The sequence below is a fragment of the Rhizobium sp. BK619 genome, assembly GCF_014195245.1.
Classification (GTDB): domain Bacteria; phylum Pseudomonadota; class Alphaproteobacteria; order Rhizobiales; family Rhizobiaceae; genus Rhizobium; species Rhizobium acidisoli.
This window is the reverse complement of sequence record NZ_JACIBH010000009.1, coordinates 322,895-343,827: the sequence shown is the minus strand read 5'-3', so window position 1 is coordinate 343,827 and position 20,933 is coordinate 322,895. Positions and strand designations below refer to the sequence as shown.

The window sequence follows — 20,933 nt, the reverse complement described above, 5'->3', positions numbered from 1 at the left end:
CTTGCTCCCAACGTTGGCATTGACCAGCACGTCGAGAGGCGAGACTGTCGCATCTCTAACTGGCCCAACTGTCGCATTACTAAATAGCTCCTACACAACAAAAATTTCATAATCAACATTATGGAACCACTACTCATCAATAACGTAGCCGGCGGGCGCAGCGCGTGAATCCACATACAACTTCATAACAATTCGGAGCGCAAACTCGGCCGGACGGCACGGCTTGTCGTCTGATTTAGTCCTGATTGGCAGCCACCGGCAAACTGGCTTCGTTCGAATGACGGGTTTCGGTCTGCCGGGCGGCGGAGATAACGCGGCGCTTTGCGCGGATGGCATGCCATTGCTGGTCGATCAGGACGCCGATGAGGATCACGCCGCCCATGACGGCGAAATTCAGCGATGACGGGATGCCAAGCAGGTTGACGAGATTCTGCAGCTCCTGGAGCAGGACCGTGCCGAGCACGACGCCGACGATCGAGCCCTCGCCGCCGCGGAGCGAAAAGCCGCCGAGGACGGCGGCGGCAATCGCGTAGAGTTCGTAGAACTGGCCATGGCTCGCCGGCGAGATCGAGCGTGTGTACATGGCGAAATAAATCGCCGAAAGCGCCGTCAGCAGTCCGCAGATGACATAGGCCGACATGATCATGCGGCCGGTGCGGATACCGGAATAGCGGGCCGCCTCCTCATTCTTGCCGATCGCGTAAAGATAACGCCCGAAGACGGAGCGATGCAGCATGACCCACATGACAACGGCAATAATAACGAGGGCGATGAAGGAGTTGGGAACGCCGTAGAACCGTCCGGCGGTCAGGAATTCGAGCTCCGGAAAATTCTGGCCAAATGCAAAGCCCGCCGTCCCGTCGGCGGTGTAGAAGCGTGCTGCCCCGCGATAAATCAGCAGGCCGCAGAGGGTGACGACGAAGGGCTGCAGGTTGAGCCGGGTGATCAGCCAGCCGTGAACGGCGCCTACGACTGCACCAAGCGCGAGAATGAGCGGCAGCGCCAGCATCCAGGACATATCCTGGACCGCGATGAAATCGACGAACAGCACGCCGAGAAGTGCGACGAGCGAGCCGACGGAAAGCTCGATGCCGCCGGTAATGATGACAAAGGCCTGGCCGATCGACAGGATGCCGAACAGGCCGATCAGGTTGGCGGTGTTGGCCAGGTTGATCGGCAGCAGGAAGCGGGGATTGATGATGGCGACGACGATGCCGACGACGACGATCAACAGCAGCAGTCCGAGATCTTTCTTGACCATTCGAGATCCATTCCCCGATACGTGTCTATTGGCCGCGGCCGCTATTTTACGCTTTTGCCGACAGCAAGCAAAAGGACGTTTTCCTGGCTGAATGCGTCCTCTTCCAATATGCCGGCGATCTGGCCTTCGTGCATGACGGCGATGCGGTCGGAAACGCCGATCACCTCTTCCATGTCGCTGGAGATCATCAGGATCGCCACTCCGGCATCGGCCAGCGCTCGCATCAGGCCGTAAATCTCGTTCTTGGCGCCGATATCGATGCCGCGCGTCGGCTCGTCGAAGATCATCACCCTCGGGCTCATCGACAGCCATTTGGCAAGCACGACCTTCTGCTGGTTGCCGCCGGACAGAGTGCCGGTTCGCGTCGAAACGGAGGGCGCCTTGATCCCGAGGCGAAGCCGCTGCTTTTCGGCCGCAGCCGTCTCCCGTTCGGCAGAAAGCATGAAGCGGCTGGAAAGCTTGGGAAGATCGGCAAGGGTGATGTTCTGGGCGATCGGGAAATCGAGAAGAATGCCGTTGCGCTTGCGATCCTCCGGCACCAGGAAAATGCCGCGATCAACGGCGTCGCGGGCGGAACGGACGGAAATTTCCTGCCCGTCCTGCAGGATGCTTCCGCCGTAGCTCCGGTCGATGCCGAAGAAGACCCTTGCAAGCTCGGTGCGGCCCGACCCGACGAGGCCCGCAAGCCCCATGATTTCTCCATAGCGGATTTCCAGATCGACGGGACGGCCGGGATAGGCCTCGGTGCGTACGCCGCTTGCGTTCAGCGCCACCGAGCCCGGCGAGCGCTGCGGTTTTGCGGTCCGGGCGGCAAGCACCCGGCCGATCATCAGCTTGACCATCTGGTCGTGGCCGATGTCTTTCCTGGCGAGCGTGCCGACCAGCGTGCCGTCGCGCAGCACGACGACCCGGTCTGCGACGCGCTCAACCTCGTGGAGGCGATGCGAGATGAAAATGACGCTTATGCCATCGGCTTTCAGCAATTTGATAATGCTGAGCAGCCGCTCGGTTTCGTCCAGCGGCAGGCTGGAAGTGGGCTCGTCGAAGATAACGAGCCTGGCGTTGATGGACAGCGCCTTGGCGATTTCCACCATCTGCTGCTCGGCAAGGGAAAGTGACGCTACGGGTGTGTCGGCGGAAAAATGCGCGCCCACGCGCCTCAAAAGCGGCTTCACCATGTCCCTTAGTCGATCGCGATCGACGAGCTTAAGCGGTCCCGCCTTCAGCGGTTCGCGCCCTAGGAAGATATTGGCAGCGACGTCGAGATTCTCAAAGAGATTGAGTTCCTGATGCACGAAGGCGATGCCGGACGAGATGCTCGATTCCACCGTGAGGAAACGAAGCTCTGCCCCGTCGAGCAGGATCGTGCCCCGATCGGGTGCGATCACACCGCCGAGAATCTTCATCAGAGTCGATTTTCCAGCCCCGTTTTCGCCGACAAGGCCGATGACCTCGCCCGGCATGATGTCCATTGACAGGCCTTCGAGTGCAACGACGCCTGGATAGGTCTTGCCAATGCCGGAAAGCGAAAGGAATGGCGTTCCGGGCGCGCCCGGCGACGGGATGTCGGAACTATGGTTCATCGGCTGTCCATGGCTGCTGATGCTGTCGGCATGAAATGCCTTTCGCGGCGGCGAGTGCCGCCGCCGCGAAAGAGGTTACTTTCCAGCCATGGCCTTCAGGTTGGCGGCATATTTGTCAACGTCATCCTTGCCGATGATCACCGTCGGGATGATGATCAAGCCATCGGCGGGAACGCCTGATTTGTCGCCCTTGAGGTAGGCGGCCATCAATTTCATGCCCTGATAAGCCCATTCGAACGGCTGCTGGACGACGGTTGCTGCGATCGTGCCTTCCTTGACGCCGCCGAGCGTGATCGGATCGTCGTCAAAGCCGACGACGGTGATCTGGCCGAGTTTGCCTGCGTCGCGCAGCGCCTCATAGATGCGCGGTGTGTTGTAGGAATAGAAGCCAACCATGCAGGTCAGGTCGGGGCTGGCCACCAACGCATCCTCGACGTTCTTCTTGGCGCGCGTCTGGTCGATGTCGTCACCACGAACATCGACAAGCTCGATCTTGGTACCCTTCAGCCCTTCCTTCATCCCTTCGATGCGTTCGCGGGCGTTATCGGCGCCAAGCAGACCGACGAACCCCATGCACTTACCACCGTCCGGCATAGCCTTCTTAGCGATTTCGGCGGCCTGCTTGCCGGCGTCGACGTTCGAAGAACCGATATAGGCGACGCGGTTGGTCTTCGGCGCGTCGCTGTCGGTGGTGAACAGAGCCGTCTGCGAGCCGATCTTGTTGAGGCCATCCGTTTGGGTCTTAGGGTCGACAGCGGAGACCATGATCCCTTTGACGCCGGCGCTGACCAGGTCTTCCATGAGACGCTGCTGAATGGCGACGGCCGCCTGCTCAGGGTATTTCAGCTCCATCTGGTAATCCGGCATTTCGGCCTGCGCCTTCTTCACGCCGGCCTCTGCGGCTTTCCAGAAGTCGGACGCTCCGTTGACGACGAATGCAAGTGTCGGCTTGTCGGCGGCATGCGATACGGCAGCCGGCGCCGCGCTCAGCATCAAACCGGCGAAGAACAGGGCTGCATTGCGTTTCAGCTGTTTCATAATACACCTCCCGATGGGCCGCAGTCGCATGGGCCCGTTTTCGACTTACGGCCGGCCGGATGCGCCCCCTCCCAGGGCCGTCGCAAAGCGACGAGTGGCATTGGTTCCGATCGCTCCGTGACGGTATAGAAGAATTTTAATTAGTAAATAGTATTATCAATGCAGATCAAAACATTTCATCGTGCACAGACCAGGATGCAATTTTGTACTGGCAATGGCCAGTAACTGCCGGCATTGCAGCGGCTGATGCAATTGCCAGCGCTTTCAGATAGATGCTAATAGTAATTACCAAAACGACAAATCCAGGCAGAGACAGTTTCGCGCATGCGACAAGCCAAGACCCAAAAGAGCAATAAGCCCGCCGTGGACAAGCCTGCCCGCGTGACGATGATGGATATTGCCGCGGCGGCCGGCTGCTCGCAGGCAGCCGTCTCTTTCGTTCTCAACGACACACCCGGCACCCGTATCTCGCAGCAGACCCGCGACCGCGTATGGGAGGCGGCGCGGGCTCTGGGATACACCGGGACGACGTATACGGCGAAGGCCTCTTATTCAGGACTGGACAATGTGATCGGTTTCGCGGTCGACCAACTTGCCACCAGCCCGGAAGCGATCGTTGCGATCGAAGGCGCGCGGCAAGCTTCCTGGAACGCCGGCAATGTCCTTCTGGTCGCCCAGACGCTGAGTGATCCTATCATGGAGCCGAAAGCCATCAAGGCGTTGACGAGCGGCGGCATATCGGCGCTCATCTATATGACGATCTATACCCGCCAAGTGGAGCTTCCGTCCTATGTCAGCAAGCTCAACATCCCGACGGTCCTGCTGAATTGTTATACGGCGGACCATGCTTTTCCTGCCGTCGTGCCGAGTGAGATCGCGGGAGGGCAGAGTTCCACCCGGCATCTGATCACGCACGGACACCATCGCATCGCAACGATCACCGGCGAAATCTGGATGCAGGCCGCGCAGGACCGGCTGACCGGATATCGCCGCGCGCTGGCGACCGCCGATATCCCCTTCGATCCGGAATTGGTCATCGAAGGCGACTGGTCGGCCGGTGCCGGCTATGCCGCCACGATGAAACTGCTTGCGCTGAAGGAGCCGCCGACCGCGATCTTCTGCCAGAACGACCGCACCGCCATCGGCTGCTACGAAGCGCTCAAGGATGCGGGGCTTCGCATTCCCCAGGACATGTCGGTAGTGGGTTATGACGACGAGGAAATTGCACGGCATCTCGTCCCGCCGCTGACGACTTCGGTCCTTCCACATCTTGCCATGGGGCAATGGGCGATCGAACATCTCAACCCGGAAACCATGCCCGGCAAGCGCTATCCGATTGCTAAGCTCGAATGCTCGCTCGTCAAGCGCCACTCCGTCGCCGCGCCGCGGGCCGAAGCGCGGCAGATCCTCGGTAGTTTAAACACCTCGCCATAGGCGCCGGACCGAAGGCCGGCGGCAGTGGCCGCGAAAGAGATCGCCGACGAAACCCTCGAGAGAGCCTCACCTGTCGGTCGATCCCCCGGCGGCGAACGCGATGCTGACCGCACGGTTGACGGCCGCCGCAAGAACGGACATGTGGGTCTGGCCGGCATAAAGCTCGAATTCGGCACGCAATCCGTCGGCCGTGCCGTTTAATCGCCCCGCCATCTCTTGCGCCAGCAGGAGCGTCCGCTCCGTCTTCCTCTTCTCCAGGCGGATGGCGGCATCCTCGTTGCGATACTTAAACGGTGCCAGCTCGTCGCCTTCATATTCTCCGGCGGACAAATGCAGGAAGGCCGCATTTCCCGGTACGGGTTGACGTCGCGCCTCATTGTTGAGGATTTCGCTGTTTTCCCAATAGATGGTTGGACTGGCGGCAATCCAATTGGCAAACAGATCCGGGCGTTCGAACAGCGCATAGAGGGTAAAGAGACCGCCGAAGGAATGTCCGAAAAGCGATCGGCGCAGCGGATCCAGGGCCACCATCTCCGCAATCCGCGGTATCAACGCGTTCTCGATGAAATCCACCAGTTTGCCGGTCCCTCCGATGACAACCGGGGGACCGCCCTCAACGAAGGGCGGGTAGGATTTGACCGGGGGAGGACCGAGGTCCCAAGACCGGCGGAGCGCATCATAGGGCTCGTCCGTTGGGTAGCCGATCGCCGCGATCACCCCCCAGCCGACATTCGTGCCCGTGGGATAAGGTGCTTGCGTAACGAGGCTCGCAACCGCGAAGGGGAAAGTGGCGTTGCCGTCGGTCATAACGAGAAGCGGCCATCCTTCCGCCGGCGGTTTCTCCGCCGGAATGGACAGGAATATCCGATAAGGCTCGCCGCCTGCAGCCGGAACCAGATCGAAAAAACACGTGCCGGGCAATGAATAGACGCTGATAGGATCAGTCATGAATGTTTTCTGATGTTTGCATAAGAGGATGTATCTCCTCCTAATCGATGATGACGTGCGGCACGAAACGCGACAGGTTGGCGGTTATGCGTGAGCGGTCTTCGCGGACGGCAAGGCCGCAGGCGCGATCACCGACGACCCAGCTGCCGAGTACGGCGAAACCGCCGTCGCTTTCGAAAAGCGGGGCATAGGCCTGGACGACGAAGCCTTCGTCGCCGTAATCGCCGGGGGCTGACATCACTTCCCGGCCATCCCGGAATATCGTGACGTTCTCGCCCTCCCGCGACAGCAGCGGCTTGCGCACATAGTCCGTCAGGGTCGCGGCCGCCGGGTCATCGGCGAAATAGCTGGGCAGCAGGTTGGGGTGATTGGGGTGGCGCTGCCAGAGTAGCGGCAGAAGCCCCTTGTTGGAGAGCACGGCCTTCCAGGCGGGCTCGATAAAAACATCGCCGGAGCGCGCGAGTTCGCGGGCGAACGGCTCGCGCAGCATGAATTCCCATGGGTATAGCTTGAAGCAGCGGTCGATCACCCGATCCTGGAGATCGGTGTAGCGGCCCTCGGCATCGATACCGATCTCGCGTATGTCGAGAAGCTCGACGCGATGGCCGGCCTGCACCGCACAATCCATCAGATAAACCGTCGTGCCGCGGTCCTCCTCATTGTCGGTCATCACGGCGAAGTGGAAGATCGGATCCTTGGAAAATTGCTCGAACGCCTCGACCAGGCTTTCCTGCAGGGAATTATACTGGTCCGCATCATTGGGCAGGATGCCCAAAGCCACCTGGTCGGTCAGCCAGTTGAACTGGAAATAGGCCGTCTCGAACACCGAGGTCGGGGTATCGGCGTTGTATTCGAGCAATTTGGCGGGGCCGGTGCCGTCATAGGCAAGATCGAACCGGCCGTAAAGGTGCCGGTCGCGGCGCTGCCAGGAGCGCTGCACCACATCGCGCAGATCCTTCGGAATGGCCAGCCTGTCGAGCGCCTCTTCGCTGTTGACGATATCACCGACCAGATCCATGCACATGTCGTGCAGTTCCTGGCTCGGCTCTTCGATCCGCGCCTCGATCTCATCGAGCGTGAAAGTATAGGCGGCATCGTCGAGCCAGTAGGGCTCGCCGTACATGACGTGAAACCCGAAGCCGACGGCGCGCGCCTTGTCACGCCAGTCAGGACGGGCCGGAAGAGTGATACGCTTCATGTCAGCCGCCGAAACTGAACGACGAACGGCCACCGAAGCCTTGACGGGCGACGGTGCGGGTATTGACGTTGACCGGCTTGACGCTCTGGCGCGAGGGCGCAGTCAGACTGTCGTTGCCCGCGCCGCCTGAGCGAACGGTGGTTGTCACCGTCTGCCCGGAGCGATTGCGGTAAATCGGGGTCGAACCGTAGTAGTAGCCCATCTCCTCCTGGCGCCGGCGGTAGTCGGAATAGTCGCTGATGTTGTTGAGGGCCGAAGACAGCATGTAGCCTGTCAGGAACGGCATGAAGAAGCTGCCGCTGCCGCCGGTATTGTTGGGGACTGAATTGGCCGGCTGCTCCGAGCAATGGCCCGCGCCGTATTCGGCCTCGCAGGCGGCCATGCCGTTGAAACGCGGCGCAGTGGCGAGATGAGCCCGCATGGCGTCCTGATAGCCGGCCTGGCAGACCTGCCGGTCCATGCCGGATTGCACGCATTGGTCAACGGAGGTGAACATGACCTCCGAAGGCGTCTGGTCGCCGCAACCGGATAGTGCCAAGGTCGAGGCAGCGATAGTGCCTAGGGCCAGGAAGGGTCGTCTGTGCCCGCTCTTACGTCTGCGCATCGTTCCCCTCCCCTCAATAGGTCATGCAGGCGGCGTTGAGAATACCGATGACCAGTGCGATGCCGCCGCCCCATATGCCCGCGGCGATATTGTCGGCGGTGATCTTCTCATGCAGGTCCGGCATGGTGAAATTGGCAATGTAGAAAGCAAGGATCTGCGCCAGAATGCCGATCACCGCCCATATCATATAGTCGATGATGCTGACCGAATTGGCGGCGGCCGAAGCCAGTGGCAGGCTGAAACCGACAAGCGCGCCGAGAAATGCCGTCACCGCGGCGAGGTTGCCGGCACGAATGAGCTGGACTTCCTTTTGCGGCGTCAGGAATGTGTAGATCACCGCGAAAACAACGTAGGCGCCAAGACCGACGGCGAAATAACCAAGGAAGGCAGGCAGACCCGCCACGTAATCGAGCATTGAAAAACTCCTCCGTCAAAAATTGATAGGGTGTCAGACGCGGCGGACATCGGCTGGAGCAAGTCCATAACCGATCAGAAATTCCACCGAGCTTCCCGCCTGGCTCTGTCCAAGGTCGAGATCACGCTCGACATTGATCAGAAGCATTTCGCGCGTCGAGCCAAGCGGGCGGTAATACAACATGCAGGTCTGGTGAATCGAGCGCTGCGCTTCACCATCCTCGACCTTTTCGACAAATTCCACCAGTTGGGCGCGCTCCGGGCCTTCGCCCCAGAAGCGGCTGTAGAGGATACCGTCGGCATCGTAGGAGGGCTGGCCGATCAGCCCGGCCGACCCGGTCCAGCGGTTCCATTCGCCCTGCCCGGCCGGCACTACGCTGTCCCAGGGCTGATAAAAGCTGATGTCGTCGACGGCATCGCCCGGCTGGCCCGACACCGACATCACCTGGATCATCCGGTGGTCTTCATCGTAGTAACGCGACAGAACCGTCGCGGCATCGAGCGAACTCTCGCCGTAGCCGGCAATGATGAACGGGCCGCTCCGTGGCAGCGGCATGGCCGGCTCGCCGCCCAAAGTCTCGGCCTCCAGAGACAGGAAATCGATCTCCAAGGCCCCGCCGATGGCAGCGCTCAACGGGCCAAGTTCTCTCGGTAAGGGCTTTTCGTTCTTGTCTCTGCCGAACCAGCCGATCATGATACGTCTCCCATTCGAGCCCAAGCGATGGCCGCGGGATCTAGCCGCATTCCGCTGATGTAGTAAAGGGTCTCACCGCCGCGCATCAGCACCTCGTCCCGGCAATTGAGGTCGGTAATGCCCTGGCTCAGCAAGCCCACCAGCGTGACGTTATGCTCGCGCTTGAGGCGCAAAAACACGTCTCCATAGAGCAGCGGCCGTTGCAAAGGCGGGACTGGCAGGGAAAAGGCCGTGTCGGTGGAGGCGGCTGACAGCAGCCGTGCGGCAATCTCCGAAGAGCCCGGATCGCGGGCTGCACGCGACAGCAACTCCTCGGCGAGCGAGCCCACCGCCTCGACGCGCGGTCGGAGTTGTTTGACCATCTGGGCTGTGCGGTCGTCGGCGAAATAGGCGACGATATGGGCATTGGGCGCATGGTCTTCGGCAATCAGCACCGCGGCCAGCGTCTCGTCGTCATTTGCGCCGCGCGCGATGATTGCCCGCGCCTGCGCCACTCCGGCCCGCACCAGAGCGTCCGCATCGGCGAGCCGCTCGGTTCTGATATAGTCGGTGTAATCGCTTGCGGGATTCTCCGCCAGATCCTTGGCAACCAGAACGCTCATCGGCTCGTTGGCCTGCCGTTCGGCATGCAGCAGCCGCAGCGTCTGGTATGTCTGCCCCTCCTGCCAGCCCAAGACGATGATATGGCCGGCGCGTTCGCTGTAGTCACCCAATCCGCGCATGCGGTTCCTCCAGATCGTGCCGATCGTTGTCAACAATTTGCCAAGAACGGCAGTGAAGATGGCAATGCCGCCGGGAAGGACGAAGAGGACGGCGATGATCCGGCCAAATCCCGATTTTGGGGAAAGATCTCCATAGCCGACCGTCGTTGCTGTCACCATATAGTAGTAAACAAAATCGATCGGATTGCCGACGAGATCGCCTTCGCCGGCCAGCATAAAGAGCAAGTAGGAGGCGGCCAGATGGATCACGAGAAGAATAAAGAGGGCGGACCAGGCCAATTCGCTGAGCGAGAGATATACACGCCGCAGTAATGAAGCGATAAATGGCACGCGATTCGCCCCCGTTCCCCGTGCGTAACCTAGCGAAATTTATTTAGCGCGCCACCCCTTTAAGTGGCATATCGAATACCCAGATATTTTTCGAATTCTAACCGATGGAGGACTTTTTGGAGACCTGGAACCTCACCACTTTAACGCGCCTGTTCGCCGCCGATCCGGCGGCACTCGGCGATGTGGATGTAGCCGTACCCGAGCAGGGCGACGTCATATGCGTCACCCTCAAGGAAAAAGGCGATCTCGACGTCTTCGTCGCGGTCAGCGGAGAACGCGACATCCTTGTCAGCGCCGTTCTGTTGCCGTGCAAGGAGGTGCCCAATCGCGAAGCCTTCGAACGCATGGTGCTCAAGACGCATAAGTTCGTGCCGCTCTCCAGCTTCGGCATCACCACCATCGACGGTGAGGAATGGTATGAATTGTTCGGTTCGCTGTCGGCGCACTCGTCGGCCGACACGGTGGTCGAAGAGGTGGCAATTCTGGCGGCCAATGCCGTCGATGCGGCACACATGATTGATGAATGGAAAAGCGGGGAGATTGCCGCATGAGCACCTGGGGAAAGATTTTCACCGCCATTCGCGGCGGTATCAACGAGGCGGCTGAAGCTGCCGCCGACAACCAGTCCATGCGCATTCTCGACCAGGAAATCCGCGACGCCGAACAGTCGCTGCGCCGGGCGCGCTCCGATCTGGCCGGCATCATGGCCTCCAACAAGAGCGTCATGCGCCGGCTTGAAGAAAACCGCGCAAAGGAAACCAAGGATACCGACAGCGCTCGCGCTGCGATCTCGGCCGGCCGCACGGATCTCGCTCAGGGTCTGGCGCAGCGCATCGCCACCAGCCGTGGCGAAGTGCAGCGCGACCAGGAAGAGCTCGATCGGCTGCTGCCCCGCCAGCAGCAGATGCTGCGCACGATCCAGGACACCGAAGCACGCATTGCGCAAATGAAGCGCGAGGTGGAGAACGTCAAAGCCAACGAGTCGCTGCTGCGCGCTCAGTCGGCGATCGCCCATAACCAGTCGGGCATCAATACCCGTCTCGGCAGCGCCGTCGAAAGTCTCGAACGCATCAAGAAACGCCAGGAAATCACTGCCGGGCGCATCGAAGCCGGTGCAGAGCTCGCCGCACTGGAAAACGGCGGCGATCTCGATCGTCAGCTGCGCGAAGCCGGCATTGGCGGTTCCAGCCATTCGGCCGACGACATTCTGGCACAACTGATGCTCCCCAAACATTCGGCCGAGCCCGTCTTGCTGCCGGCGCCCGCCGGCAACAAGGACTGACAATTTCGCGCGCGGCTGCCCCCCGTCGGCACATCTTTTTTTGACGACGGAGCGGCCGCGCGGAAATTCATCGCGACCGTCTGCTGGTCGCAGGCCAGAGGCGAAACAATGGCTGAAGGTTCGGTGGCCGGCGTCTTGATCAGCATCGCCCGTTAGCTGACGCCGAGAAACTGTTTCAGCTCGGCAGTCTGTGGATTGGCGAAGACTTCGTCGGGGACGCCGACTTCGTGGACCCGGCCGTGATGCATAAAGACGACGCGGCTGCAGACATCGCGGGCAAACTTCATCTCGTGCGTTACCATCAGCAGCGTCATTCCCTCGGCGGCAAGCTCGCGCACGACGGCCAGAACTTCTGCGACCAGCTCCGGATCAAGCGCCGAGGTGATCTCGTCGCAAAGAAGCGCGCTCGGTTGCATTGCGAGCGCGCGGGCGATGGCGACGCGCTGCTGCTGGCCGCCCGAGAGTTCGTCCGGATAGGCGTCGAACCTGTGGCTCAGCCCCACCCGCTCCAGCATTTTGCGAGCGGTAGCCTCGGCTTCGGTCTTCGGGGTCTTCTTGACCACGGTCTGCGACAGCATGACGTTGCCTCCGACCGTCAGGTGCGGGAAGAGGTTGAACTGCTGAAAGATCATGCCGACCTTGAGACGCAATGCCTTCAGATGCACTTCATCATCGAGGAGCTGCGCGCCAGCCACGGAGATGGAGCCGTTGGTGATGGTCTCCAGGCCATTGATGCAGCGAAGCAGCGTCGATTTGCCCGAGCCGCTTTTGCCGATAATAGCGATGACTTCGCCGGCCTCCACATCGAGATTGATGCCTTTCAGCACCTCAGTGGTGCCGAAGCTTTTGCGGACTTCAGTGATTTCGATGAGCGACATTGAGCTTTCTTTCCAGGATCTGGCTGCTTTTTGACAAAGGCCAGCAAAGGGCGAAGTAGATGAGGGCGACGAGCCCGTAGACCGTGAAGGGTTGGAAGGTCGCATTGGTGACCACGGTGCCGGCTTTCGACAGTTCGACGAAACCGATGATCGAGGTCAGCGCCGTACCTTTGATGATCTGAACGGAGAAACCGACCGTGGGCGGTATGGCAACTCTCAGCGCCTGCGGGAGGATGACGTAGCGCATTTGCTGCAACCGTCCCATGCCGAGGCTGGCGGAAGCTTCCCATTGGCTCCTCGCGATCGATTCGACGCAGCCTCGCCAAATTTCGGCGAGGAAAGCGGCACTCCAGAGAGTGAGCGTCAATCCCGCGGCAAGCCAGGCCGGTACGTCGATGCCGAAGAGGCCGAGACCGAAAAAAGCGATGAAGAGCTGCATCAGCAGCGGGGTGCCCTGGAAAAGTTCTATGTAGTATTTCGCCAGCACCTTGAATGTCTTGCGCTTGCTGATGCGCAGGAACAACAGCCCCAGTCCGACGCCTCCGCCGCCGACGAACGAGACGAGCGAAAGCAGGATCGTCCAGCGGGTGGCGAGCAGCAGGTTGCGCAGTATGTCCCAGAGTGTGAACTCGATCATCGCGCTTCTCTCCTCGGGAAGATCAGGCCGCCGATCACGCCCAGTGCCTGCCGCAGCAGGATCGCCATCACCAAATAGATTGCTGTCGAGACGATGTAGGCCTCGAAAGCGCGGAAAGTTCGCGATTGTATGAAGTTCGCGGCAAAGGTCAGATCCTCGGCGGCGATCTGCGACACGACCGACGAGCCGAGCATGACGATGACGACTTGCGACGACAGCGCCGGCCAGATGCGCTGCAGTGACGGAACGAGAACGACATGACGGAAGGTTTCGAAGCGCGTCATGGCAAGACTCTCGCCTGCCTCGAACTGACCCTTAGGAGTTGCCTGGATGCCGGCGCGAATAATTTCGCAGCTATAGGCGCCGAGATTGATGACCATTGCGAGGTTTGCAGCAGTCAATTCGGGAAGCTGGAGACCGAGCGACGGCAGACCGAAGAAGATGAAAAACAGCTGGATCAGGAACGGCGTGTTGCGGATCAGTTCGACATAGCTGGCAACGACAGGCTTTAGCCAGGCAGGCCCGAGCGCGCGTACCCAAGCACAGACGATGCCGAGCGAAATGCCGAGCACTCCGCCGATAGCGATAAGTTCCAGCGTGACCAGTATGCCCTTGATGATCTCAGGGTAATATTGAAGCAGCCAACCGAATTCGAAATGATAGCTCAAAGAATTGTCCCTTTGGTGACGAGCCGATGTCATCCCGCCTGCGAGCGCGAGATGACATCCATAAGATCGGGTCCTTAGAGATCAGACGGGAGATCGGTGCCGAGCCACTTCTGCGATATGCTGTTCAGCGCGCCATCGGTTTTAGCGGCAGCGATAATGCCGTTCACCTTCTCCAGAAGAGCCGCCTGCTCCTTGTTCAGACCGATGTAGCAGGGCGAATTCTTGATCAGGAATTTGAGTTCAGGGCGCTTGGGGGGATTTTTGGCGAGGATCGCCGCGGCCACGACGTTGCCGGTGGCGACTGTGTCAACCTGGCCGGAAAGGAAAGCTGAGATCGTGCCGTTATTGTCCTCGTAACGCTTGATCGTCGCGTCGGCAGGCGCAATCTTCGTCAGCTCGAGGTCCTCCACGGCGCCGCGCGTGACTGCGATGCTCTTGCCCGCAAGATCTTCCGCCTTGGCGATCGAAAGATCGGCCGGCGCAAACACGCCATTGAAGAAGGGGGCGTAGGCTGCAGAGAAGTCGATCACCTTTTCGCGCTCCGCATTCTTGCCGAGGCTGGAAATGACCAGATCGACTTTGTTCGTCTGCAGATAAGGCACGCGGTTGGCGCTGGTGACCGGCACGAGCTCGGTCTTGACGCCCAGTTTTTCGGCAATGAGATTGGCGACGTCGATATCGTAGCCCATCGGCGCCATATCGGTGCCGACACTACCGAATGGCGGGAAATCCTGCGGGACGGCGACACGCAGCGTACCGCGCGCCGTGATGTCGGCGAGAGCATCGGCATGAGACGTGGAGCTGATGCCGAAGGTTGCCGCAAGGGTCGCGATTGCGAAGAAGACTCGTCTTGTCAGCATGCGTTAATTACTCCTTTGAAGTTGTGGTTTTCTGAGAGGTGAGGACGCGGTCCTTGGGGGAAGCGACAGGGACCTGCGCAGTTCCGAGAGCGGGTCGGGGCGGGTCGTGAGGTCGAGGCCCATTTCCACTTCGTCGATATGCTGGACAGAGAGTTCCGCAGCCCTGACGAAATCGCCCGCCTGCATGGCCTCGAAGATGCGGCAATGGCCGTCATGAGACTGTGCGGCATGAAATTCGGATTGATAGAGCATCGAAATGAGGATCGTCCTCGCTGTCAGGTCGCGGAGGATATCGATGATGATGGCGTTCCCGCTCAATTCGGCGATGCGGATATGGAAATCACCCATCAGGTAGGTCAGGCGCTGCCGGTCGCCCGCAGCCATTGCGCTTTTTTCCTCGTTCAAATGTGCGTCGAGAGTCTTGCACCCCTCATCGGTCAGCATGCGCATGCTGCGCAGCAATCCAGCCTCGACGACACGCCGTGCCTCATAGACAGCGATCGCCTCTTCAGCGGACGGCTCAACGACAAACCAACCCCGCCGAGCGCTGACATGCACGATACCGCGTGTCTCAAGGCGCATCATCGCTTCTCGGACACGGGTTCGGGATACGCCGAACACCGCTGCAAGCTGGTTTTCGCCAAGACGCGTGCCGGGCCGAATCTTGGCAGAAAGGATCCCCGAGACGATCATTGTCTCGATGGACTTCTGCGTGGTCTCGGATGTATGGCTATCTTGCATACAAGACGGAAAGCAAAGCTCGTGCCAAAATCCTGCGCTCAGGATTTTCGAGATGTCTCTGATGCTTTGCGGGAAGTTTGCCTGTCGGGAATGCAGGCTGAGCGTAATTTGTGCGCGCAGCTCACCCCGGGCATCGACCTTTTGATCTTCAAGCGACTTGGCAAAGGTGCCGGTTGGCCCGACCTAAAGAGCAGCGTGATCTCTCAAAATGCGGTCGAAGCCTACCAGGGGATAGCCGATCGTCCTCGCCCTTTTTAGTGGAAACTCGAGGTCTTGAGGAACTCCGCCAGTCGTTCGGTCTTTGGCCGCACGAACATTTCCTTCGGATCGCCCTCTTCGCAGATAACACCTTGGTTCATGAAGATAACGCGCGATGAAACCTCGTAGGCGAAACGCATCTCGTGGGTGACGAGCAGCATGGTCATGCCGTCGGCGGCAAGCCCCTTGATGACCTGCAGCACTTCGCCGACCAATTCCGGGTCGAGCGCCGATGTCACCTCGTCGAACAGCATCAGTCGCGGCGACATGGCGATCGCCCGGGCGATGGCGACACGCTGCTGCTGGCCGCCGGAAAGTTGACCGGGATAATGATTGGTGCGGGCGGAAAGGCCGACACGGTCGAGCCATTTTTCCGCAACGGCGCGGGCCTCCGGCTTGGTCATTTTCTTCACCTTGATGAGGCCGAGCATGACGTTTTCGGCGGCACTCATATGCGGAAAGAGATTGAACTGCTGAAAGGCCATGCCGGTCAGCGCGCGCTGGCGGGCAATCTCTTTCTCCCCCTTGCGGCGGCGGGTTGCGCCGTCGACGCGGTAGCCGATCTCTTCGCCATCGAGGCTGATCGTGCCACCCTGGAATTCTTCCAGCATGTTGACGCAGCGCAGCAAGGTGGTCTTTCCGGAGCCGGACGAGCCGATGATGGAAATGACCTCGCCTTCCGCGACGGCGCAATCGACGCCTTTGAGGACCTCGTGGATGCCGTAAGTCTTTCGCAGGCCCTTGATGTCGAGAATGGTCTTGGCCATCGGGGGAACTCCTCAGGACGGCAGGGCGGTCTTGCGCTCGACATATTTGCCGAAGTGCTCGATGCCGTAATTGACGATGAAATAGAGACCACCGGCCAGGAAATAGAACTGGAGGCTCATGAAATTGCGGGAGATGATCTCCTGCGTGCGCAGCAGAAGCTCGGCAACGCCGATGACGGAGAGCAGCGTCGAGGCCTTCACCATCTCGGCGGCGGTATTCACCCAGGCCGGCAGACACTGGCGCATGGCCTGCGGCCACAGCACCGAGGTGAAGGTCTGGGTAAAGGTCAGGCCGATCGCCTTGGCCGCTTCGGTCTGCCCCTTCGGGATCGCCTGCAGCGCTCCGCGGACGATCTCGCCGACATGCGAGGAGCAGAAGATCGCCAGGGCGAGCACGCCTGCGGAGAACGGCCCGAGATCGAGCCCGACGGCGGCGGAGACATAATAGCTTGCCAGCACCAGCACGAGCACCGGCGTACCGCGGATGATATCGGTATAGGCGCGCACGATGAGCCGCAAAACAACGCCGCCATAGACGAGCGCCAGGCCGACGAAGACGCCGAGGACAGACCCTGCGAGAATGGCCAGCAGAGAGATCGACACGGTCACGCCGATGCCGTTGATGATGACGTAGCGGGCGATCCAGAGTTGTTCGAGAAAGGTGTGGGACATAGGGTCTATCTCGGCAGGGCCAGACGGCGCTCGACGAAGCGCATCACGGCGGCGATGAGGAAGCAGGTCGCGACATAGAGGGCGGAGGTGACCATCCAGGTTTCGATGACGCGAAAGCTTTCGACATTGATCTTGCGGGCAGCAAAGGTCAGTTCCGGCACGGCGATGGCCGCGGCAAGCGAGGTGTCCTTGAAGAGCGAGATGATCGTCGAGGACAGCGATGGCAGCACGTTGCGCAGCATCAGCGGGGCAATGATCGAGCTGCGGATCTGCATCCCCGTCAGGCCGATGGCGAGGCCGGCTTCCGTCAGCCCTTTGGGGATCGACAGCAGGCCGGCGCGGAACACCTCGGCCAGATAGGCGCCGGAATAGAGGGAGAGAACGAGGACGAAGCTTTTTATCTTGTCGAGACGCACGCCCATCTGCGGCAGCGCGAAAAAGGCGAATAACACCAGGACGAGAATCGGCAGGTTGCGAATGACCGTGACATAGACCCGCGCCGGCACCACCGCCAAGCGGTTCTTGGACGTCAGCGCAAACGCGACGACGAGACCGATCACGGCCCCGATCAGGATCGAGATCACCGCCAGGCCGAGGCTGAGCGCAAGCCCGCTCAACAGAAAATCGAAATTGCGCCAGACGGCACCGAAGTTCAACGTATAACCCATGCGGGCCGCCCTTTCAGACTAACGCATCGTGCACGATGCGCAGATTCACAGTGTTGCAGCGTCCTTTGTGCGCCTGGAAAGACGCGCGGCGCTGCAGCGGAGCGGGACAGGTCCCGCTCCGCATGGCAGTTATTTGAACTCGACGGGGAAGCCGATCTGCGGCGGCGTCAGGTCCTTGCCGAACCAGGTCTTGAAGGACTTGGCGTAAAAGTCGAACTCGACGCCGGTCATGGCTTCGTGCAGGGCGGTGTTGACGAAGTTCAGCCAGTCCTGATCGCCGCGCTTGACGGCGCAGGCGTAGGTCTGCGGGTTCCAGCCGTAGCCGGCGTCTTTGTATCGGCCCGGATTTTGCGTCATGTACCAGGCGAGCGACGACTGGTCGGTGGCGACGGCATCGGCACGTCCCGACTCCAGAGCCTGATAGATCAGGTCGACGGAATCATACTGATCGACGGTCGCGTCCGGCAATGCCGCGTGCACCATCGTCTCGGCATAGACGTTCTGCAGAACCGAGATGGTGACGGAGGAACCGGCGGCCTTGAGAGCGGCGTAATCGCCATATTTTCCGTCCGCCTTGAGCATCAGGCCGACACCCTCGCGATAATAGGGAATGGTGAAGGCGACCTGCTGGGCGCGTTCGCCGGTAACGGTCATGAACTGGCAGGTAATATCGACCTTGTCGGTGGTGATGTTCGGGATGCGGGCGTCGGAGGACTGGTTTACATATTCGATCTTCTCAGGATCGCCGAACAGCGCCTTGGCGATGATATGGCCCATGTCGACGTCGAAACCCTGAAGCTTGTCGTCGGCGCTCTTGAAGTGCCAGGGCGCGTTGGTGCTGCCCGTGCCGAGGACGAGATGGCCGCGGGCCAGCACTTCATCGAGCTTGCTGCCGTCGGCCAATGCAGGCGTGGAGAGCAGCGCGGCGGCGGCCAGCGACATCACGCCGGTGCGAAAGGAAATAGTCATGGCGTTCCCCTTATGGATGGTTCCCTTTATTCCAGTATAATGGACGCTTGTCTGTTTTACTGGAATAGCCTATCAAGTGCCATCAAGGACGAATTGTCAATGGGTCATGCTGAAAAAACGCGCAGGGACGCAGGTGGTGATTTTTTTGGCAGTGCAGCATTTTTCTGCCGCTTGCGAGGCTGGTCGCCTGGCAGGGTTCCGACGCAGCGGTGAATGGATATGGAGGGCGCACCGTAGCGGCCGAAAACATCGCCAGAAGTCCCACATTACGGAAAGGGCAAGAGCGAGCGCTTCAGGCTATCCAGTGGGATGCCACGCTCTACTGGACCTCGAGGCGCCACAGCGACGCCCCCGGAGCTGCCCTCAGACCTACAGCGCCGCGCCTTTAGGCGTGCAAGCAACGCTGCAGCTTTGATTGGAGCTAAATCAGAATTCTTCCCAATCGGACTTCAGCGCGGCAGCCGCCGATCCATGACCTGACGCGGTGCGGACAACTTTTAAAGCCGACGGCATCGAAGGATGGCGCCCCGCCTGCGTCGACGAAGACCGTGTTTTCGGCCCGTCTTCGAAACGGAACTGCTCAAGGAGCTTGAAGAGTGCGGCAGCCTCCCGGGCAAGGCCATGGCTTGCAGCAGTCTGCTCCTCGACCATTGCGGCATTCTGCTGCGTTCCCTGGTCGACGGTGTTGATGGCCTGGCTGATGCCGCCGAGCGCTGTCGATTGCTCGCGCGCCGCCTCGACGATCGCCGTGACGTTGGTATTAATTTCGTGAACCTGAGTGGCGATTTCCCGCAGCGCCGATCCGGCGTTCGTCACCAGGGCGACGCCGTTTGCGACATGGGAACCGGACGCCGTAATCAGGCTCTTGATCTCTTTCGCCGCCTTCGCCGAGCGCTGCGCCAGTTCGCGCACTTCCTGGGCGACGACCGCAAACCCCTTGCCGGCCTCCCCCGCCCGCGCCGCTTCTACGCCGGCATTGAGCGCCAAAAGGTTCGTCTGGAAGGCAATCTCATCGATGACGCCGATGATGTTGGAAATTTCGCGAGACGAGGTTTCGATCTGATCCATCGCTCCGATCGCATCCCGCACCACCTGGCCGGAATGCTCCGCATGGTCCCTGGTGCGCGCCACCAGTTGACCGACCTCCTCGGCGCGGCGGCTCGAATCCTTGACCGTGGTGGTAATCTCCTCAAGCGCGGCCGCCGTCTCTTCGACGGATGCCGCCTGCTGCTCGGTGCGTTTTGCCAGATCATCGGCTGCCGTGCGGATTTCGTTGGAACCGGCCGAAATCGCCTTGGCGTTTTCGGCCACCGTTGCCATCGCGTCCTTCAACTTCTCCGAGGCGCTGTTGAAATCGGTGCGCAGCCGCTCCAGCGAAGGAATGAAGGGCTTCACGATCGTCTGCGACAGGTCGCCGTCGGCAAAGTTTGTCAGGCAGTAAGCAAGTTGTTCGACATTCTCGACGCGTGCCGTCACGTCGGTTGCGAACTTGACGACTTTGAACACTTTGCCGTTCAGGTCGAAGATCGGATTGTAGGAGGCCTGGATATAGACTTTGCGTCCGCCCTTCCCCACCCGCATGAATTCGTCGGCAATCAGCTGGCCGCTCGCAAGCTTTCGCCAGAATTCCTTGTAGGCCTCCGACCTCGAATAGTCGGCTTCGCAGAACATCGAATGATGTTTGCCCTGGATCTCGGCAAGCGAATAGCCGAGGGCGGCAAGGAAATTGTCGTTGGCACCAAGCACTTCGCCGCCCGGCGTGAATTCGATGATCGCCTGAGCCCGCGACAAGGCGTCGATCTTGCCCGCATCCTCGGCGGATTTCAGCTTCTGCGCGGTGATATCGGTTGCGATCTTGATGACCTTGACCGGTCTCCCCCGCCGGAACACGGGATTGTAGGACGCTTCGATCCAGACTTCGCGACCGCCTTTTCCGAGCCGTTTGTACTGCTGCTGCTCGAATTTCCCGGCTGACAGCTTCGTCCAGAAAGCCTTGTATTCTGCCGAGGATGCGTAGGCAGGTTCGACGAACATGCGGTGATGTTGTCCGACGATCTCCCGCAACTCGTAACCGAGCGCCCGGCAGAAATTTTCGTTTGCGGTGAGGATCATGCCCGACAAGTCGAATTCAATCATGGCTTGCGAGTTCGATAGAGCGGCAAGAGCCGCAACAGCATTTGCGCCACGATCGAGAATATTCATCGCAATCCCCCCAAGATTTCATCGCCGGCTATTCGGCCACGTCACGAATATTTGCCTATGCTTATTAATGGGGATTTAATGATTAATATAAGGTTTAACGGGCCT

Annotated in this window: 22 protein-coding genes; 3 read left to right on the top strand and 19 right to left on the bottom strand. The window is 60.2% G+C overall.

The window, feature by feature from the left end; all coding sequences use genetic code 11:
* Positions 1-235 precede the first annotated feature (235 nt).
* The 3 genes from FHX14_RS19340 to FHX14_RS19330 all read right to left on the bottom strand — a co-directional run bounded on the left by FHX14_RS19340 (position 236) and on the right by FHX14_RS19330 (position 3,882).
* Complete coding sequence (locus FHX14_RS19340; RefSeq protein WP_184378154.1) at positions 236-1,261, bottom strand: ABC transporter permease; 1,026 nt, start codon at positions 1,259-1,261, stop codon at positions 236-238.
* 41 nt (positions 1,262-1,302) lie between these two features.
* On the bottom strand, positions 1,303-2,844 hold the full coding sequence (locus tag FHX14_RS19335) for a sugar ABC transporter ATP-binding protein (protein ID WP_184378153.1): 1,542 nt from the start codon (positions 2,842-2,844) through the stop codon (positions 1,303-1,305).
* A gap of 75 nt (positions 2,845-2,919) precedes the next feature.
* Positions 2,920-3,882: a sugar-binding protein gene (locus tag FHX14_RS19330; protein WP_003591941.1), complete on the bottom strand. Its 963-nt coding sequence runs from the start codon at positions 3,880-3,882 to the stop codon at positions 2,920-2,922.
* Between the two features lie 324 nt (positions 3,883-4,206).
* Between FHX14_RS19330 and FHX14_RS19325 the strand changes: the two genes are divergently transcribed.
* Positions 4,207-5,316 carry a LacI family DNA-binding transcriptional regulator gene (locus FHX14_RS19325; protein ID WP_184378152.1) on the top strand — a complete coding sequence of 370 codons (1,110 nt, stop codon included), beginning with the start codon at positions 4,207-4,209 and terminating at the stop codon, positions 5,314-5,316.
* A 66-nt stretch (positions 5,317-5,382) separates the two neighbouring features.
* Here FHX14_RS19325 and FHX14_RS19320 read toward each other — a convergent pair whose 3' ends face one another.
* Genes FHX14_RS19320 through FHX14_RS19295 form a run of 6 tightly spaced genes read right to left on the bottom strand, consistent with a single transcriptional unit; the run spans position 5,383 to position 10,226 of the window.
* Positions 5,383-6,264 carry an alpha/beta hydrolase-fold protein gene (locus FHX14_RS19320; protein WP_184378151.1) on the bottom strand — a complete coding sequence of 294 codons (882 nt, stop codon included), beginning with the start codon at positions 6,262-6,264 and terminating at the stop codon, positions 5,383-5,385.
* A gap of 40 nt (positions 6,265-6,304) precedes the next feature.
* Positions 6,305-7,462 (bottom strand): glutathionylspermidine synthase family protein, encoded by a 1,158-nt coding sequence (locus FHX14_RS19315; protein WP_184378150.1) that lies wholly within the window; start codon positions 7,460-7,462, stop codon positions 6,305-6,307.
* A 1-nt stretch (position 7,463) separates the two neighbouring features.
* Positions 7,464-8,066, bottom strand: coding sequence for a DUF1190 domain-containing protein (locus FHX14_RS19310; protein WP_184378149.1), 603 nt, complete (start codon positions 8,064-8,066; stop codon positions 7,464-7,466).
* 13 nt (positions 8,067-8,079) lie between these two features.
* A complete protein-coding gene (locus tag FHX14_RS19305; protein WP_184378148.1) occupies positions 8,080-8,481 on the bottom strand; it encodes a DUF350 domain-containing protein in 402 nt (133 codons plus the stop codon).
* A gap of 33 nt (positions 8,482-8,514) precedes the next feature.
* Positions 8,515-9,174, bottom strand: a complete 660-nt coding sequence (locus FHX14_RS19300) for a YjfK family protein (protein ID WP_184378147.1) — start codon at positions 9,172-9,174, stop codon at positions 8,515-8,517.
* A complete protein-coding gene (locus FHX14_RS19295; protein ID WP_184378146.1) occupies positions 9,171-10,226 on the bottom strand; it encodes an ion channel in 1,056 nt (351 codons plus the stop codon). The genes FHX14_RS19300 and FHX14_RS19295 overlap by 4 nt, the downstream gene beginning before the upstream one ends.
* A gap of 104 nt (positions 10,227-10,330) precedes the next feature.
* Here FHX14_RS19295 and FHX14_RS19290 point away from each other — a divergent pair, with 104 nt between their 5' ends.
* The gene (locus tag FHX14_RS19290) at positions 10,331-10,777 is read left to right on the top strand and encodes a YjfI family protein (protein ID WP_184378145.1); all 447 of its coding nucleotides are present in this window, start codon (positions 10,331-10,333) and stop codon (positions 10,775-10,777) included.
* A complete protein-coding gene (locus FHX14_RS19285) occupies positions 10,774-11,508 on the top strand; it encodes a PspA/IM30 family protein (protein ID WP_184378144.1) in 735 nt (244 codons plus the stop codon). The genes FHX14_RS19290 and FHX14_RS19285 overlap by 4 nt, the downstream gene beginning before the upstream one ends.
* Before the next feature lie 152 nt (positions 11,509-11,660).
* Here the strand turns inward: FHX14_RS19285 and FHX14_RS19280 are convergent, their stop codons facing one another.
* The 10 genes from FHX14_RS19280 to FHX14_RS19235 form a co-directional block, all read right to left on the bottom strand.
* The gene (locus FHX14_RS19280; RefSeq protein ID WP_184378143.1) at positions 11,661-12,386 is read right to left on the bottom strand and encodes an amino acid ABC transporter ATP-binding protein; all 726 of its coding nucleotides are present in this window, start codon (positions 12,384-12,386) and stop codon (positions 11,661-11,663) included.
* On the bottom strand, positions 12,364-13,023 hold the full coding sequence (locus FHX14_RS19275) for an amino acid ABC transporter permease (RefSeq protein ID WP_184378142.1): 660 nt from the start codon (positions 13,021-13,023) through the stop codon (positions 12,364-12,366). Before FHX14_RS19275 ends, FHX14_RS19280 begins: the two co-directional genes overlap by 23 nt.
* Positions 13,020-13,691, bottom strand: coding sequence for an amino acid ABC transporter permease (locus tag FHX14_RS19270; protein ID WP_184378141.1), 672 nt, complete (start codon positions 13,689-13,691; stop codon positions 13,020-13,022). Before FHX14_RS19270 ends, FHX14_RS19275 begins: the two co-directional genes overlap by 4 nt.
* 74 nt (positions 13,692-13,765) lie before the next feature.
* Positions 13,766-14,551, bottom strand: coding sequence for a transporter substrate-binding domain-containing protein (locus FHX14_RS19265; RefSeq protein ID WP_003591532.1), 786 nt, complete (start codon positions 14,549-14,551; stop codon positions 13,766-13,768).
* Positions 14,552-14,554: 3 nt separating this feature from the next.
* Positions 14,555-15,292, bottom strand: coding sequence for a GntR family transcriptional regulator (locus FHX14_RS19260; protein WP_003591530.1), 738 nt, complete (start codon positions 15,290-15,292; stop codon positions 14,555-14,557).
* Positions 15,293-15,546: 254 nt separating this feature from the next.
* The gene (locus FHX14_RS19255) at positions 15,547-16,317 is read right to left on the bottom strand and encodes an amino acid ABC transporter ATP-binding protein (RefSeq protein ID WP_184378140.1); all 771 of its coding nucleotides are present in this window, start codon (positions 16,315-16,317) and stop codon (positions 15,547-15,549) included.
* A 12-nt stretch (positions 16,318-16,329) separates the two neighbouring features.
* The gene (locus tag FHX14_RS19250) at positions 16,330-16,989 is read right to left on the bottom strand and encodes an amino acid ABC transporter permease (RefSeq protein WP_003591527.1); all 660 of its coding nucleotides are present in this window, start codon (positions 16,987-16,989) and stop codon (positions 16,330-16,332) included.
* Positions 16,990-16,994: 5 nt separating this feature from the next.
* A complete protein-coding gene (locus tag FHX14_RS19245; protein WP_179611104.1) occupies positions 16,995-17,657 on the bottom strand; it encodes an amino acid ABC transporter permease in 663 nt (220 codons plus the stop codon).
* A 129-nt stretch (positions 17,658-17,786) separates the two neighbouring features.
* Positions 17,787-18,626, bottom strand: a complete 840-nt coding sequence (locus tag FHX14_RS19240) for a transporter substrate-binding domain-containing protein (protein ID WP_184378139.1) — start codon at positions 18,624-18,626, stop codon at positions 17,787-17,789.
* Positions 18,627-19,052: 426 nt separating this feature from the next.
* Positions 19,053-20,828, bottom strand: a complete 1,776-nt coding sequence (locus tag FHX14_RS19235) for a PAS domain-containing methyl-accepting chemotaxis protein (protein WP_184378138.1) — start codon at positions 20,826-20,828, stop codon at positions 19,053-19,055.
* Between the last annotated feature and the right edge of the window lie 105 nt (positions 20,829-20,933).

Coding starts and splice junctions, on each gene's coding strand:
- FHX14_RS19250 (WP_003591527.1), bottom strand. CDS start 16,989: ATGTCCCACACCTTTCTCGAACAACTCTGGATCGCCCGCTACGTCATC.
- FHX14_RS19320 (WP_184378151.1), bottom strand. CDS start 6,264: ATGACTGATCCTATCAGCGTCTATTCATTGCCCGGCACGTGTTTTTTC.
- FHX14_RS19245 (WP_179611104.1), bottom strand. CDS start 17,657: ATGGGTTATACGTTGAACTTCGGTGCCGTCTGGCGCAATTTCGATTTT.
- FHX14_RS19340 (WP_184378154.1), bottom strand. CDS start 1,261: ATGGTCAAGAAAGATCTCGGACTGCTGCTGTTGATCGTCGTCGTCGGC.
- FHX14_RS19325 (WP_184378152.1), top strand. CDS start 4,207: ATGCGACAAGCCAAGACCCAAAAGAGCAATAAGCCCGCCGTGGACAAG.
- FHX14_RS19300 (WP_184378147.1), bottom strand. CDS start 9,174: ATGATCGGCTGGTTCGGCAGAGACAAGAACGAAAAGCCCTTACCGAGA.
- FHX14_RS19260 (WP_003591530.1), bottom strand. CDS start 15,292: ATGCAAGATAGCCATACATCCGAGACCACGCAGAAGTCCATCGAGACA.
- FHX14_RS19275 (WP_184378142.1), bottom strand. CDS start 13,023: ATGATCGAGTTCACACTCTGGGACATACTGCGCAACCTGCTGCTCGCC.
- FHX14_RS19305 (WP_184378148.1), bottom strand. CDS start 8,481: ATGCTCGATTACGTGGCGGGTCTGCCTGCCTTCCTTGGTTATTTCGCC.
- FHX14_RS19315 (WP_184378150.1), bottom strand. CDS start 7,462: ATGAAGCGTATCACTCTTCCGGCCCGTCCTGACTGGCGTGACAAGGCG.
- FHX14_RS19280 (WP_184378143.1), bottom strand. CDS start 12,386: ATGTCGCTCATCGAAATCACTGAAGTCCGCAAAAGCTTCGGCACCACT.
- FHX14_RS19290 (WP_184378145.1), top strand. CDS start 10,331: ATGGAGGACTTTTTGGAGACCTGGAACCTCACCACTTTAACGCGCCTG.
- FHX14_RS19330 (WP_003591941.1), bottom strand. CDS start 3,882: ATGAAACAGCTGAAACGCAATGCAGCCCTGTTCTTCGCCGGTTTGATG.
- FHX14_RS19235 (WP_184378138.1), bottom strand. CDS start 20,828: ATGAATATTCTCGATCGTGGCGCAAATGCTGTTGCGGCTCTTGCCGCT.
- FHX14_RS19310 (WP_184378149.1), bottom strand. CDS start 8,066: ATGCGCAGACGTAAGAGCGGGCACAGACGACCCTTCCTGGCCCTAGGC.
- FHX14_RS19255 (WP_184378140.1), bottom strand. CDS start 16,317: ATGGCCAAGACCATTCTCGACATCAAGGGCCTGCGAAAGACTTACGGC.
- FHX14_RS19265 (WP_003591532.1), bottom strand. CDS start 14,551: ATGCTGACAAGACGAGTCTTCTTCGCAATCGCGACCCTTGCGGCAACC.
- FHX14_RS19240 (WP_184378139.1), bottom strand. CDS start 18,626: ATGACTATTTCCTTTCGCACCGGCGTGATGTCGCTGGCCGCCGCCGCG.
- FHX14_RS19285 (WP_184378144.1), top strand. CDS start 10,774: ATGAGCACCTGGGGAAAGATTTTCACCGCCATTCGCGGCGGTATCAAC.
- FHX14_RS19335 (WP_184378153.1), bottom strand. CDS start 2,844: ATGAACCATAGTTCCGACATCCCGTCGCCGGGCGCGCCCGGAACGCCA.